11 protein-coding genes and 2 pseudogenes are annotated in these 13,446 nt (G+C 53.0%); 5 read left to right on the top strand and 8 right to left on the bottom strand.

The window, feature by feature from the left end; translation table 11 throughout:
• The first annotated feature begins 351 nt into the window (after positions 1–351).
• On the top strand, positions 352–2,769 hold the full coding sequence (locus GOV91_RS12945) for an FAD-dependent oxidoreductase (RefSeq protein ID WP_171176680.1): 2,418 nt from the start codon (positions 352–354) through the stop codon (positions 2,767–2,769).
• A gap of 86 nt (positions 2,770–2,855) precedes the next feature.
• Positions 2,856–3,649 (top strand): annotated as a pseudogene (locus GOV91_RS12950) (IS5 family transposase).
• 515 nt (positions 3,650–4,164) lie between these two features.
• Here GOV91_RS12950 and GOV91_RS12955 read toward each other — a convergent pair.
• From GOV91_RS12955 to GOV91_RS12975, 5 genes are read right to left on the bottom strand one after another with little or no spacing between them, the layout of a single operon-like run.
• Entirely contained in the window at positions 4,165–4,710 is a 546-nt protein-coding gene (locus GOV91_RS12955; RefSeq protein WP_171235821.1) for a hypothetical protein, read from the bottom strand.
• Positions 4,703–5,479 (bottom strand): hypothetical protein, encoded by a 777-nt coding sequence (locus tag GOV91_RS12960; RefSeq protein WP_171235822.1) that lies wholly within the window; start codon positions 5,477–5,479, stop codon positions 4,703–4,705. The genes GOV91_RS12955 and GOV91_RS12960 overlap by 8 nt, the downstream gene beginning before the upstream one ends.
• Before the next feature lies 1 nt (position 5,480).
• Positions 5,481–5,687, bottom strand: coding sequence for a hypothetical protein (locus GOV91_RS12965; protein ID WP_171235823.1), 207 nt, complete (start codon positions 5,685–5,687; stop codon positions 5,481–5,483).
• Positions 5,671–6,267, bottom strand: a complete 597-nt coding sequence (locus GOV91_RS12970) for a hypothetical protein (RefSeq protein WP_171235824.1) — start codon at positions 6,265–6,267, stop codon at positions 5,671–5,673. Before GOV91_RS12970 ends, GOV91_RS12965 begins: the two co-directional genes overlap by 17 nt.
• A gap of 3 nt (positions 6,268–6,270) precedes the next feature.
• Positions 6,271–6,777: a hypothetical protein gene (locus GOV91_RS12975; protein WP_171235825.1), complete on the bottom strand. Its 507-nt coding sequence runs from the start codon at positions 6,775–6,777 to the stop codon at positions 6,271–6,273.
• Between the two features lie 642 nt (positions 6,778–7,419).
• Between GOV91_RS12975 and GOV91_RS12980 the strand changes: the two genes are divergently transcribed.
• Positions 7,420–7,677, top strand: coding sequence for a type II toxin-antitoxin system ParD family antitoxin (locus GOV91_RS12980; protein WP_170572881.1), 258 nt, complete (start codon positions 7,420–7,422; stop codon positions 7,675–7,677).
• Positions 7,674–8,018: a type II toxin-antitoxin system RelE/ParE family toxin gene (locus tag GOV91_RS12985; RefSeq protein ID WP_171235826.1), complete on the top strand. Its 345-nt coding sequence runs from the start codon at positions 7,674–7,676 to the stop codon at positions 8,016–8,018. Before GOV91_RS12980 ends, GOV91_RS12985 begins: the two co-directional genes overlap by 4 nt.
• Positions 8,019–8,080: 62 nt before the next feature.
• Here GOV91_RS12985 and GOV91_RS12990 read toward each other — a convergent pair whose 3' ends face one another.
• Entirely contained in the window at positions 8,081–9,721 is a 1,641-nt protein-coding gene (locus GOV91_RS12990) for a hypothetical protein (protein WP_171235827.1), read from the bottom strand.
• A 666-nt stretch (positions 9,722–10,387) separates the two neighbouring features.
• Here GOV91_RS12990 and GOV91_RS12995 point away from each other — a divergent pair.
• Positions 10,388–10,918, top strand: a pseudogene (locus GOV91_RS12995) (IS30 family transposase); the annotation flags it as partial.
• A 637-nt stretch (positions 10,919–11,555) separates the two neighbouring features.
• On the opposite strand, the gene GOV91_RS13000 reads toward GOV91_RS12995, so the two are convergent.
• Entirely contained in the window at positions 11,556–11,993 is a 438-nt protein-coding gene (locus tag GOV91_RS13000) for a DUF2846 domain-containing protein (protein ID WP_171235828.1), read from the bottom strand.
• Between the two features lie 310 nt (positions 11,994–12,303).
• Positions 12,304–13,104: a TylF/MycF/NovP-related O-methyltransferase gene (locus tag GOV91_RS13005; RefSeq protein ID WP_171235829.1), complete on the bottom strand. Its 801-nt coding sequence runs from the start codon at positions 13,102–13,104 to the stop codon at positions 12,304–12,306.
• Between the last annotated feature and the right edge of the window lie 342 nt (positions 13,105–13,446).

Here is a 13,446-nt window from a genome sequence, read left to right on the forward strand (position 1 = left end):
TTCCATGCCAGCCGGGGCTTATGGTTGGCGCAGAAAATTCGACCACAATGGGCCCGTTTTTTTTGCATGTCTTGAGGGTACAACCGTCTTAGGCTCTGCGCGATACCCTGCGCAGTCAACACAAAGCACCATCTGTCATGATCCAGATACCCGAAGACCGGCCAGATCAAATCCGCATCCGTTTGCGCAGGATCGATCATTTTTCAGGAAATATTCTGTCTCCGTTGGGCTACGTCTCCTGCGTGCGGGTTTCGATGTGCCAACACAACTCAACTGTCGAGGTTGCCAAATTCCTCGCCGCTAGGAAAGAATTCGCCGCCTGAGCCGCGCCGTATCCAGGGAAACCCGTTCATGAAAACCCATGCACAAGCTGTAATCATTGGTGGTGGTCTTGCCGGCACCTCGATTCTGTACCACCTCGCCAAGCTTGGTTGGACCGATGTCATCCTGCTGGAACGGGACGAATTGACCAGTGGTTCAACCTGGCATGCGGCGGCCAACATTCACGGTCTGCACGACAACAACAACATCACCCGTATCCAGCATTACACAATGAACCTGTACAAAGAGCTGGAAAAGGAAACCGGTCAAAGTTGCGGTGTGTTCCAGCCCGGGTCACTTTATCTGGCCCAAACTGAAGAACGCGAGCAGCAGCTGCGCCTTCAAGAAGCGAAAGCGCGGTTTTACGGTTTGAACTTCCACGAAGTCAGCCGTGAAAAAGCAAAAGAGCTGCATCCGCTGGCGCAGTTCGATGACATCCGCTGCATCATGTATGAACCCGATGGCGGCAACGTGGATCCTTCTGGTGTACCCCATGCCTATGCCGCCGGAGCGCGTGCCATGGGGGCTACCATTGAACGGTTTTGCCCTGTGACGGGGACCGAACAACAAGCGGACGGCAGCTGGATCGTGCACACGCCCAAAGGCGACATTCACACGCAATGGGTGGTCAACGCGGCGGGCCTTTGGGGTCGTGAAGTGGCAGCACTGGCGGGGTTAACCCTGCCGCTACAACCCACCGAGCACCAGTATTTCGTGACCGAAGCCATTGATGAGGTTGCCAATCTGGGCCGCCGTTTGCCTTCGATCGCGGACCGGGATGGCGAATATTACTTCCGACAGGAGGGCAACGGGCTGCTGATTGGTGCTTATGAAAGAGACATGAAGTTCTGGGCCGAAGACGGCACGCCTCTGGACTTTGCGCATGACCTGTTTCCCGACGATCTGGACCGGATCATGGAAAACGTCATCCGCGCGACAGAGCGTGTGCCGGTCGCAGCAACCGCCGGTGTAAAACGAGTCATCAACGGGCCGATGATCTGGTCGCCTGACTCGAACATGTTGTGGGGGCCGGTGCCCGAGCTGAAGAACTATTTCCTGATTGGCGGTCTGATCCCCGGTTTTTCGCAGTCCGGCGGTTTGGGCCTTTTGGCGGCGCAATGGATGATCGAGGGCGAGCCGCAATATGACATGTTTGCTTGGGATTTAGCCCGTTTTGGCGACTGGGCCGATAAGAAGTTCACCAAAGCGCGCGTGCAGGATTCCTACATCCATCGCTTCAAGATTCACTTTCCCAACGAAGAGCGCAGCGCCGGCCGTCCGGCCCGCGTGCGCCCCGCATACGAGATGCAGAAGCAGATGGGTTGCGTCTTTGGTCTGAACTGCGGCTGGGAACACCCGCTATGGTTTGCCGACGAACCCGACACTGAAGAGACTATCGGCTTTACCCGCCAAAACTGGTTCGATCCGGTTGGGCGCGAGGTAAAGATGCTGCGCAACAGCGTGGGTATCATCGATATCTCGAACTTTGCAAATTACGTGATCAAGGGGCCAGGTGCTTATGACTGGCTGGACCGTCTGGTGGCCAACCGTGTGCCAACCGAAGTTGGGCGCAGTTGCCTGACGCCTCTGATCTCGGTTCGCGGTGGCGTGGCAGGTGATTTTACCATCACCAAGCTAGCTGAAGACGAATACATGATGATCGGGTCAGGAATGGCCGAACGTTACCATCAACGCTTCTTTCAAATGGTCGAAATGCCCGAGGGAACTACACTGGAGGTCGCGACTGATCGTATCGCCGGGTTCAACATAGCAGGCCCGAAATCACGTGAGACACTGGCGCGTCTGACCAATGCGGACTTGTCCAATGAAGCATTCCGTTTCATGCGATCCCAGAAAATCACGGTTGCAGGAATAGATTGCCTGGCCATCCGTGTTAGTTTTACCGGCGATCTGGGCTGGGAACTGCACTGCGCCGAGGCTGATCAGGTCGCACTTTACACCGCGTTGCTGGAAGCTGCCAATGACTGCGGTGGTGGCCCGGTCGGTGGGCGTGCTCTGGGATCATTGCGTATCGAAAAGGGCTATGGGTCCTGGGGGCGGGAGTATTCTCAGGAATATTGGCCGCAAGAAGTTGGATTGGCGGGGTTGATCAAACTGGACAAGGACTTCCTGCACAAGGATGCCTATTTGGCGATCAAGGACAATGCCCCGCGCGAGGTTTTGTCCGTCTTCGAACTGGACGTGGCCGAGGACGCGGACGCGACCGGTAGTGAGCCGATCTTTACACCTGACGGTAGGCCAGTGGGCCGGGTCACGTCTGGGGCGTTTGGCTATTCAGTCGGGAAATCATTGGCTATTGGGTTCCGCAACCCCGAGGTGACGAAACCCGGGGATGAGGTGATCATTCAGGTCATTGGTAAACCGCATACCGGGCGGGTACTGGCCGAAGCCCCGTTCGATCCCAATGGTGGCAGGCTTCGCAACTAGTCCTGAAGCACGCGCAGTGCTAGGGTCAGGATGCATTGATTTTCGCGGCGCGGCGTTTTTCACGGCTCGCAAAACGGAGCGGTGACATGAGCGACCTTTTTAGCTGACTAACGAGCAGATGGCCAAGCACTTCCGTTTTTTCCAGAAGACGAACCGCAAGTCTCGGGTTGATGACTTGCGGGTGTTAGATGGGACTATCTTACTCAATCACAATGGGTTGCGCCGGCGAGACGCGCCCAAGGAATACGCACCACACAGTTGAAGGGGACTGTGGCCCTAGTGGGGTCGCGAAAGCCCCGGAAAAGCTGTGCAGCCGGTGTAAGCGTTGAATAGAGAAAGGTATCTTCGCGCGGATTTTGGCAGGCTTGGCAGCTGAGTACTGCGAAAAGAAGACAGTCATGATCGAAGCCAGTATCTAAAGGCGCATCGCACGGCGTCCAGTGTGGGCGTAAAAAGGGGGGTGGACACCTAATCGGAAGAACCAAGAGCAGCATGAATACCAATTTCCATGCTATTTGCGGCGGCAATGGGCGACCTTTGAACCTCTTTGTCACCACTGGACAGGTAAGCGATTATCTCGGCGCACGTGCGTTGCTCTGCAGCTTTCAAAAGTTGACTGTCTGCTCGCGGATTGCGGCATGACGCCGACTAGTTCCGAGACGCCTAGAAAGACTAAGGGATAAGCGCGTGTATCACCGGTCAAAAACAGCGCGTGACACCGGCTAATTACGACAAGCCTAGATACAGGCGGCGAAGCTGCATCGAGATCACCTTCGGTGGGCTCAAGGATTGGAGGCTCGCGGCGACAAGCCATGACCGTCGCCCAAGGGTCTTTCTCTCAGCAATCGCTCTCGCAGCAACAGTCATCTACTGGTTATGAATCCTGAGCCCAGTAAGTGACCGTCTCCATCAAAGCGGGCACTGATTGCGGCAAAGTACTTTGCAAAAGGCATTCTATCAAATTCTTCGAATCGGCCGGTCTTAGCTCGAACCGGTTATTCGTCGCGAAGATCGGGAATGAGTGCTCTTGGCTGTATCCCAATCTGAGCAAAAAGTTATAAAGTTGGATGTTTTACTTGCTGCCGCGTCAGCCAATTGCCGAAATTGGATACAGTCTACAGGCTAATGGCCTTTTTGTCTGTGGGCTTGACTCAAGCAGTGTAAGGCGGTGCCATAACAATATGAAAGCCGAGTTGATCAGCCTCATCCTTAATTCCGTCGCGATGTGCGCAGTCCTTTTGTACGTCCGCAGTGTCCTCCGAAACTCAGGTTGTAATCGGAAAATAGACCCAAACGCGGTTCCGGAAATGATGTCACAGCTCGATTGGTCGAGTGCAGAGTGGGTTCTAGATCGCAAGAAGCCCAGCAGTCAAAGTGGGTAGGCATACTAAGACTTCAAGATCGTGCTGCCTTAAAACATTTCCATAACCGCTCTACCTCCTCGGCGGGCACTTCTGATGTCCGCTTGTGTGCTTTCAGTTGCTCTCTCATAGCGCGTCGATCTGTGTCGTCTTGCATGATCTGATCCGCCCGAAGCACGTCGACCTTATAGATTTGTCCGACTTCTGCTTCAGCCAGTAAGCGCTCTATCAGCCCGGAGGTGGAAGACGAATCTGAATAAACCCATTCGGCGGAGCATTGGTCGATGAGATCCAAAGCCTGCCTTGCTACGTCTTCAGCAGCTGGAGCTGTCAACAGATCGATTGGAGATGCATCTAAGACTTGTGTTGACCAGTTCAGAGCAGGGTAGATGCGAGACGACCAAGTTCGAGGCTTGTCATCTACCACTCTTAAAACTGCGATCTCGATGGGGTAGAATTGCCCTCTCACGGCCACGATGCGCAGGTCGCAGAACACCAAACTGACAACAGTTTCTGGCAGCCCAATATCGGTATAAACGCTGCCTGATCCTGCGGTGATATTATCTTTTTTGTCACTCATTGAACGGATCCCATTCACCACGGCCTTCACAGTGTGCACATAGCACGCTCGCCTTATCTTTTTTTCGGACGATGTCGCCTTTATGGCCGCATTTCGCACATGTGCGTTTGCTATCCAGATCGATCCGTCTGAGCAGCTGATCCAAGCAGTGATCAAATTTACTAAAATCGATGTGGATTGAGCCCTCGCGGCTCATCTTCACATCTGTAATTTGCACGACAAATGGTTCTTTGAAGGCTTTCCGGACCACATGTTCCGTCGCCTGGAGAAATTGCCCAAGCAATACAAGCCAGCCTGCTCCGATTGAGGGTTTCAGGCTCGCCGTATCTGCGCTGACCAGATCTGGGAAGCGATCTGCGATATCGAGCTTGAGATCTGTCGGCCACTTCGCTTCAGCCCCTTCAAATCGATCTTCGAGGTAGTCGTTGTAACACCAGCAACAAAGGGTCGTCAGGTAGCCCTGAATGCTCTGCACCTGCGCCGCATTCCCACATTTCTCGTAAGTCCTCTCGATCTCGTCGATACGCGCATCCAGCTCGTCGAGGAGATTTTGATTACACTTTCGCGTGTAGACACGAAGGCCTCCGAGTTTTTGCTTGATCTGCTGGACATCCGGCAGCTCATCTCCAAAAACATCCGGGTGGCGCTCAACACTGCGCTTCACATCTTCAAGTACCAGAGCGAGCTGGTCAGCCCAGCCAGCGCGATGATCTCCAAGCTCCTTCCGAACACTCGCGTAGATATCATTCCAATCAACAACCGGTTTCACATTACCCATCCTTTAGCAGCGCCACCGCGTCAGCTTTCTCATTAACAACACGCATGATCTCCTCATCGTTGAGATCTTCGATACCTCCGAAATCCTCAGGTCTGATTGGGATCGCGACATTGCTTTCACTGTCGTGAATCGCAAACGACAGGCGTAGGAATCTAGGATCTTTAGTTTCCGAGAAAACTGGCTCAATTGTTCTGGTCATTGTCGTTCTCTTCGTCAGCGATGCGATCATCCAATTCGCGAATGCTCGTCCGAATCTGCGACAACAATTCGTTGTTACTCGCTTCATGCACCTTGCGCGCTCTGATCTCATCTGCGGAAATCGGACCAGAGAGTTTTGCATGGCCCAATGCGATCTCTGCTTCTTGCAGTGCCAGAAGAGCTCGAGTCAGTGGATCAACCTCGACGTCAGCAACGAGCGCGTCGAACTCCTCTGCGCTGCTGATCGGATCAGACAGCGATGCTTTTCCGGCGAGAAACTTGGCCTTCCTCAGCTCCAGGAATGCGCGCGCCACGTCATCAGCCTGAGTGCGGGGCTCTCGTGCACCGGTCTTCTCCAGCCACATGGTGGCGATCTTCTCAACAAGAGTCCACACGGTCTGCTTGCGATCATGCTGTGAGATCTCGAAGCGGACTGCTTTCTCTTCGATACCGAGCTGGTCGGACTCTCTTTCGCTCACGCGCACTTCGTAGTCGCAGAGCCCATTAACGTCATCGCTGACGTTCTCGGCATGGGCCCGGGCGATCTCTTTTTCGTTTGCATAGACAACGATTTTGAGCATCCCTCACCACCCTTTCTTGACACATGCAGGGCAACGTCCCCGATCATCCGTTCGGTCGATCTGGCCGAAGCAGCCACAAACAAAACAGGTCATTCGATCCCGAACAGGCTTTTTCCGAACACCAAAAAACCTCTTCCTTTCAGGGTGGCGCTTGCTCGCAATATTATGCGCGCACCAACAACAAAGCGTCGTGTGCCAGCCGTCCAGCAGCTGGGTCTCGGCAGCGTTTGAGCATCGCTCACAGGTGCGATTTGCTCGTGAAATCGTCGCAGCGATCATCGACTGGATGTGTCGATCATCACACCGATGATAGATGCGGAGCTCGCCGAGTTTCTCTTTGATCTGGAGGATGGTGGGGTAGGTGACATCCTTCAGATCGCAGTATTCTTTCACCTCTGTGAAGAGTGTCGTAACCAAGCCGGACCAGCCCTCGGGTGTGCGGCCGAGACTCCCTTCGATAGACTTTTGAAGATCGCTGAAATCAATTGCATTCGTAACACTGCCCGACATGTCAGACTCCTCCTGATGTGTTGGTAGGAGGGGAGGGAGTTGAACCCTCGGCAATCACGCTAGATCTGGCGCCATTTGTGTCGGGATATAAATCCGATGCCCAACCAATGCCCTCCCACGATTGTGGGACCCGCTGAAACTCAGCAGGATATCGAAATCGATATGGTTGGTTGATAAGTCATCGTCCTAATTGAATATTCAGAACCCCCAGCTATGTCAACGCTCGGATTTGGACTTCGAAACCCGGTCCTTTCATCTGATGGATATGGGCCCTTACTTCGTTTTGGATCACTCCGGTTAGGTAAAGGACTGCCGGTTCAAAATGTCTATCAGGAGACCGTGCGACCGTTTGGCATTCGGGGTGGGTGTTCAATTGCAAATTTCCGGGGCTCTCCCCATTACCTCATAGAAAAGAAAGTAACTTCCAAATAACTGTAAGAAATTTGTTGAGGGGTGAGGTAACCAATAGCTTGACCTTGGTAACCATTTTCCTAGGCGAAAACCAAGCGTTGGTGTTCAAACAGGTTAAGTCCACTTTCGGCGACAAAGTGCAAATTGATCGAGGTTTTATGATCGGGCAGGGCGCATGATATTGATAGACTATAGCGGTTGGCATATATTGCCAATAAGGAGGTCGACGCCATGGTCACCCGTAACGTAGTGCTTACTGACGCTCAGGATCAGCTGGTGCAGAATCTGGTTGCATCCGGTCGCTATCAGAATGCCAGTGAGGCGCTGCGCGCTGGTCTTAGGCTTCTGGAGCGAGAGGAAGCCGGGCTGGAGTCCATCAGACAAGGATTGCAGGAGGGTCTGTCACAGGCGCAGACTGGCGACCTTGCCGAGGGCAGGGGAGAGGATGCGATCCGACGTGCTTTTGCTCAGGCGCGATCTAACACGTGACCAAAGCCGTTCGACTGACACGTCGCGCAGAGGTGAGCTTGGTGGATATCGCGCGGTGGACCATCGACAGGTTTGGACCACACCAGGCCGATCTTTACCAACAGGAGCTGATCGCGCGGTGCTACGCTATAGCTGAGGGCAGGGTGGCAAGTCGGAGCTGCTCCGTATTGGTTGATGAGGCAGCGGACCTCAGATACGTCAGGGCAGGGGAGCACTTCCTCGTCTACCTGGATCAACCGGATACGGTGATCATTATCGACGTCCTGCATTCCCGCTGCGATCTTCCAAGACATGTTGCCGCTCTGGCCACGTTGAAGGATGCGACAGGGAACAAGACTTAGGGCATTTGATTAGAAGGGTGTAGGGAATAGCTTCCCTAAAACAGTTCTCTGTTTTCTTGCCGCTAGGCATTGGCAGCCAAAGGCGGGGATCGCCCTCTTGATGGTCCATTGCTGCTGCCTTTGGAAGGACACCCATTTGTAAGCTTGCTGATTTGGATTGGTGATTTGGAGTCCAGATTGGTGAGCACTGTAATCAGCTGATGGGATTTGGTTACCGTGCCCGGATTAGAACTGTGAACACTATTAGATTGCAATACTCCAGGTTTACGGGACCGCTTTCTTGGGCGAGCTCTTGGTCTGCCCGGTCTTGTCCTGACCCTGGCCCGTTTTGATCTGGTGTCGTTTCGAGTGTCAGGGCCATCTTCTATAAGAGTCCTATTGCTTTGGTGTTTTGTGTGGCCATTTAGGTCTTCCCAGAGGGGATACTCTGATGCACCATCGCGATACAGGTCTCCACAAGTAGCGTTTTCAGTTTCCATCTGTTCAATCTGAGAAGTCTGGGACAAACGTTTCCTGGCTTCGTGCGCATACGCGGTGGCCTTCGAGGCGAGCTCTGAGCCGTCTTCAACGCGCTTGCGATACTTCTGGACGGTTGTTGCGGAAACGCCGGCGGCAGCGGCCAGACTGCGCACGGTAATCCGCTCTCCCGCGGCGAGAAGCTGGTGGTAGGCCTTCTTGATCTTTTCAATGGCTTTCTGAACCCGCCTGTCATGTGTGTAGCCGGCTCCAATTCTCTGACGATCCTGTCGGTCCATCCCGTATTCGAGAAGGTCTGAGCAGGCGCCGCGATTGCGATCACAATAGTCACTGCCCTGATACTTGTACCACGTCCATTCAGCGATGGATTTCGTGATTTGAGATAGCTCTTTGGAAGACAACTCCCTCGGGAAATTCAACGCATCATGTGTTTCCTGTACAATGTCAGCCACAACAATACGAAACTGCTCATAAGAGACACAGCGGGACTTAGCCGCATAATATTTGTGCCGGGCCTGCTCGAACACATCCAGGTTGCGATCTCCAGTGATGCCGGTCGCCCGGCCAGCACGTCGGGCCATTTTCTTCTTGTATCGGGCGCGGTTAATGGCCGTCTTCTCTTCCTGTTCCAGATCGGAGATCGAAAACATCTCAGCCCAGACTCTCAAGCTGTGACGGTGATTGTTGAAGAAGTGGACGTCCCATGTGTTTGCGGCCGGGTTCTTGAACGTTACGCCTTGACGCCGATCCACAGGAATGCTGTGGCTGTCGAGGACATCGTAGAACTGCTCCAACACGACATCCATGTAGAACTTCTGCTTGCTGTCTCCTTCATTGACAGGGAATTGCAGCGGGTAGATGAGATGAGCGCGTGTGGGTCGGCGTTCTCCGCCTTTTGAAACCATGCGGGTGCAGGCGAAGGCCGGTGTCGGGATCTCCCCATCCAGCATGAGGTCTACAAGTTTCTTCCAGGTGTCATCTTCCCACCGGTCATCAATGTCGATCACAACAACCCGTCTTTTGCGGCGGGTCGAGAAATCGACATTGAGGCTCATGTACTTCTGGTGACCGCATTGCCAATGCGCTTCTTTGCGAACCGAAACGCGCCCGATGGTATCCTTGTTAACGCCCAGATACATGAGTTCTGGTGTGCCGAAGTCCGTTATGGTTTCGATGGCCTGTTGGCGGGCTGACCGTCCGCGATAGGGTTCGACCAGCGGAAACACAGGTGAATCCGATACTGTTTCGCTCCGAAGTGGGGAGGGGAGGAGTGTTTCGTTGCTTAGGGGCGCCACATCCATCCAACCGCTTCTCGGCCAGTCACAGGGTCAGGTTGCCTGACTGCTGCGTCGGGTGAAGCCGGGACTGGCGCAAAAACGGATGGGATGGGGTCGTACGTGCCTTTGACCTTGGACATCATTCTTCTGCTCTCTCGTTTTTGTACCCTCTCATACCAATGCGCGGCCGGGCGAAAAGGCAGATCGGTCAGGCCCTTAGGTGGGCTCTTACAGATGGAATTAGGCAGATGGAAAGCGTGTCGCAAGTTTAGAATGCGTGAACGCAATGGGAATTTTACTTAGTTTAAGATAGGGTTAACGATTTGGTTGTCCTTTGGGGTCAGGTATTGAATTCGTCTTCACTGGGAGCACTCTGAAAGAGCGAAGACGTGCACAGCACTTGTGCACAAATAGCTCAATTTCCCCGCTCTCAAGATTGGGCTGTCTTTGCGCGGCCAACGAACAATCCCGGGTCTCAGGACCCGGGGTCTTTTGTTTGTGTTTTGGGGTTGTGATCAATATTAGATTTGGAAGTTCGTAATCAGCACGAAGAGGGCAGTTTAGTTATGCAGAGAGGGCGGAAAGCAGACATTCGCTGCGCTTAGTCCCAAAGTCCGCTTTGTCCGGCGGTCTCGCTACGCAAGCCTGAAACGCGACGGCCTTGGGCAGATCAAGGATGCGATCTCGATCCGGGAGCGGCCTGCCGCTGTCGAGGACCGCGCCATTCTCGGTCACTGGGAAGGTGACCTGATCGCCGGCCTTAAGAACAGCTTTATCGCCACGCTGGTCGAGCGGCGCACCCGCTATGTCATGCTCGCCAAAGTCAGCGGCAAAGAAACGCAAGCTGTCGTGGCTGCGTTGGCGGCACAGGTCCAACATCTGTCGAAAGAGCTCTGCCTCTCGCTGACCTGGGACCGCGGCAAAGAGCTGGCCGATCACAAGAGCCTGTCCTTGGCTACCGACTTGGAAATCTACTTCCGTGACCCCCACAAGCCATGGCAACGCGGCGCAAACGAGAATACCAACCGGCTCTTGCGCCAGTACTTCCCAAAAGGCACCGACCTATCTGTCCATAGCCAAGAACACCTCAATGCCGTCGCCCGGGAGCTCAGCGAGCGGCCGAGAATGACCTTGAATTACTTCTAAACCGCGGAGAAGTTCGAGGAGTGTCTTGAGGCCATCGGTTGAACCGGCAAGACAAAGCCGACAGGCTGTACGCTAGGGTGGGCTTAGGTTTGCGGATTCAAGCAGAAAGCGCATTTCGCGGCCGTTTCCATCGACGAACACCAAGCTGCCTTCTGTTGCAGTGATCCTTTTCATACTCAGAAATATCTCCAGCATGGGTGAGTCCGCTTCAATTCCAGGAGAGCCCCATTTGCACGCTGGCGAAGCAGAGGTGGGTCTGATCCTTAGTTTGGGATAACGGCCTTTCATTATGCCAGTGGCGCATAAACAATGACCGCAGACCGCAAATGCTGCGTTCTCTCCGATATAGAACCTTAGGGGGCGTTCTGGTGGGGCGCCGTCGATCTCAAACAGATTATAATCCCGCATTGTTTTGATGTGCTTGACCACAGCGTCTGCACTTGCCTTGGACCCGATGAGACATACGATAAAGAAGGCGAGGCATGGTTTGATCCAGGATTTCCAACGCGAAGGCTTTTCGCGTTCCGTCAACGGTTGCGTTTTCACATATCTCTCCAAAGAACGGAGGGCGCTACATTACTCACCTGTAACCAAGATGAAGCATTAGTCCTGACGGTAAATCACCAACCACAGGTGGTTAGTACTGTCCTGTGAAAACTAGTTCATTCATTTTTGGTGTGGCACTTGCCGCGGTAACGGGAACAAGTTGAACAACTCCCGTGACTGCAACAATTTTGATTGTGCAAAGCACGTATGTTGTCCGTCCTGCCGCTACGCTCACTTTGACTAAGCTCGTTTCCATCGTGCTTGCGCTCACCGTGTGTTGGCCTGGAGGAACATCCACAAAGAAAACGCTGTCCACTTCGCACTTCCCCGTCGGCAAACCATTAACCAAAACAGCCGGCTTTACGCCAAATCCCTGAACTTGTTGCGTGCGAAACACTGCGATGCGCCCTTTTTCCGCGGGAATCGAAGATTGGGTCGCGACAGCCTCTTGATATGCGGGGCCTTCAGTACACCCACTCAAAATGATCGCTATTGCTGCTGTCTTCAACCACTTTACAATTACAGGCATTACACACTCTCGCGATTCAAACAGCCAAGCATCTGGAAGCGTCCTCAAAAAAAATCGAATTGTATTGATATATATCAAAGTTAGAATGTGACTGGTTTAAGCGCAAAGTTCGCACGGATCATACCGCAAAAAAGGAGGCTTTCCGGACAAAGTTCCCGTTCGAAGATCTGTAATTGATAGTTCGGACACGCAAGTAATCGCCGATGACGAATTTTAGAGAAGCCCGAGAACCTTTCCAGCAACTGAGATAAGTACATTTCACCGCATTCGATTAGTTGCGAACACTTCCTCATAAGTTTTGTCGATTTGGTTAGTAATCAGGCGGCCGCACGATCAATCCTTGACCGGTTGGCAATGAAAGAACCGACGTATTGTAACGGGCAGCAAAATCGTCCATCGCAAGTTTTTGATTGCGATAGCCATGGTAGGCATAGTCATCCAGAACTACCATTGCGCCGGATACTAGGCGAGGCCACAAGAACTCCATTGCGGCCACTTCCGGCGGGGCGGTATTCATATCGATGCTCGCAAATGCGATTTGTTCCAACGTAATTGAATCTAACGTCCCCGGAACCGCGCCAACGATAATTCGCGTATTCTCCCATTGGGAAAAGTTAACTCGAATACTCTCCAGATCGCTGGAGTAAAGGCCTGACTCAAAGTGGTGTTTGTTGCGTTCTGAGGCGCCAGGATCGTTTTCCTCGGAGCATATTCCGTCTGTGTCTATGCCTGAAAAAGTATCTAGCAGCCAAAACGTTCTCCTAAGCGTATCCCAGTCAAGGTCTTCCATAATTCCAGAACTTAAGAACCCACGATTCACGCCGCATTCAACAAAGTCACCAGATAGACGAGAAGCACAGCGCGCTGCCCAAAGACCCACGTGGAAGCGCCAGTGCCAATTGAACTCAATCTGCTCGTTAGCTGCCAATCCTCTCGAGTATGCGCGCGCAAAACTTGTCTCATTTCGGAAGCTGCTATCGTGGATCGTTACTAAACCATCTTGAGCGTATGATGGTTTATAAACCCTACCTTTCCTCGCACCGGAGTTAACAAAATGCTCAAACGGATCGAGACCTGCTGCCGCAACATCTCTATTCAGTGCCAAGTACATGGTGGGATCAAAGTCAGGAGGAACTGCTCTCGAAAGAGGTTGGGGAGAGGGGGGGTACTGCCTCTCAAGGCGTCTAGGCGAGCTTCAATACGTTCCAAAGCATCCAAAGCTTGGGTCATAGCTCTTTCTTGCCGTAGTATCGAATTCTTGTACATTCGTATCGATGACTTGAATTTCGAAAACAAATCTCACTCCATCGTGATGAGTTGGCCCTTCAACAAGTGCCTTAACCAGATTGAACCAAAAATCAAAGATGCATCGACTAGAAGGAAGCATCTAATCCGGCGGATTCAAGCGTCCGCTCTGGGCTCGAAGCAGACATTAGAACGTTTTCACTGAATG

Source organism: Ruegeria sp. HKCCA6837, assembly GCF_013034475.1.
GTDB lineage: Bacteria > Pseudomonadota > Alphaproteobacteria > Rhodobacterales > Rhodobacteraceae > Ruegeria.

What these genes read in the sequence shown, in the direction of transcription:
- GOV91_RS12945 (WP_171176680.1), top strand. Translation starts at nt 352, where the DNA reads ATGAAAACCCATGCACAAGCTGTAATCATTGGTGGTGGTCTTGCCGGC.
- GOV91_RS12955 (WP_171235821.1), bottom strand. Translation starts at nt 4,710, where the DNA reads ATGAGTGACAAAAAAGATAATATCACCGCAGGATCAGGCAGCGTTTAT.
- GOV91_RS12965 (WP_171235823.1), bottom strand. Translation starts at nt 5,687, where the DNA reads ATGACCAGAACAATTGAGCCAGTTTTCTCGGAAACTAAAGATCCTAGA.
- GOV91_RS12970 (WP_171235824.1), bottom strand. Translation starts at nt 6,267, where the DNA reads ATGCTCAAAATCGTTGTCTATGCAAACGAAAAAGAGATCGCCCGGGCC.
- GOV91_RS12975 (WP_171235825.1), bottom strand. Translation starts at nt 6,777, where the DNA reads ATGTCGGGCAGTGTTACGAATGCAATTGATTTCAGCGATCTTCAAAAG.
- GOV91_RS12980 (WP_170572881.1), top strand. Translation starts at nt 7,420, where the DNA reads ATGGTCACCCGTAACGTAGTGCTTACTGACGCTCAGGATCAGCTGGTG.
- GOV91_RS13000 (WP_171235828.1), bottom strand. Translation starts at nt 11,993, where the DNA reads ATGCCTGTAATTGTAAAGTGGTTGAAGACAGCAGCAATAGCGATCATT.
- GOV91_RS13005 (WP_171235829.1), bottom strand. Translation starts at nt 13,104, where the DNA reads ATGTACTTGGCACTGAATAGAGATGTTGCGGCAGCAGGTCTCGATCCG.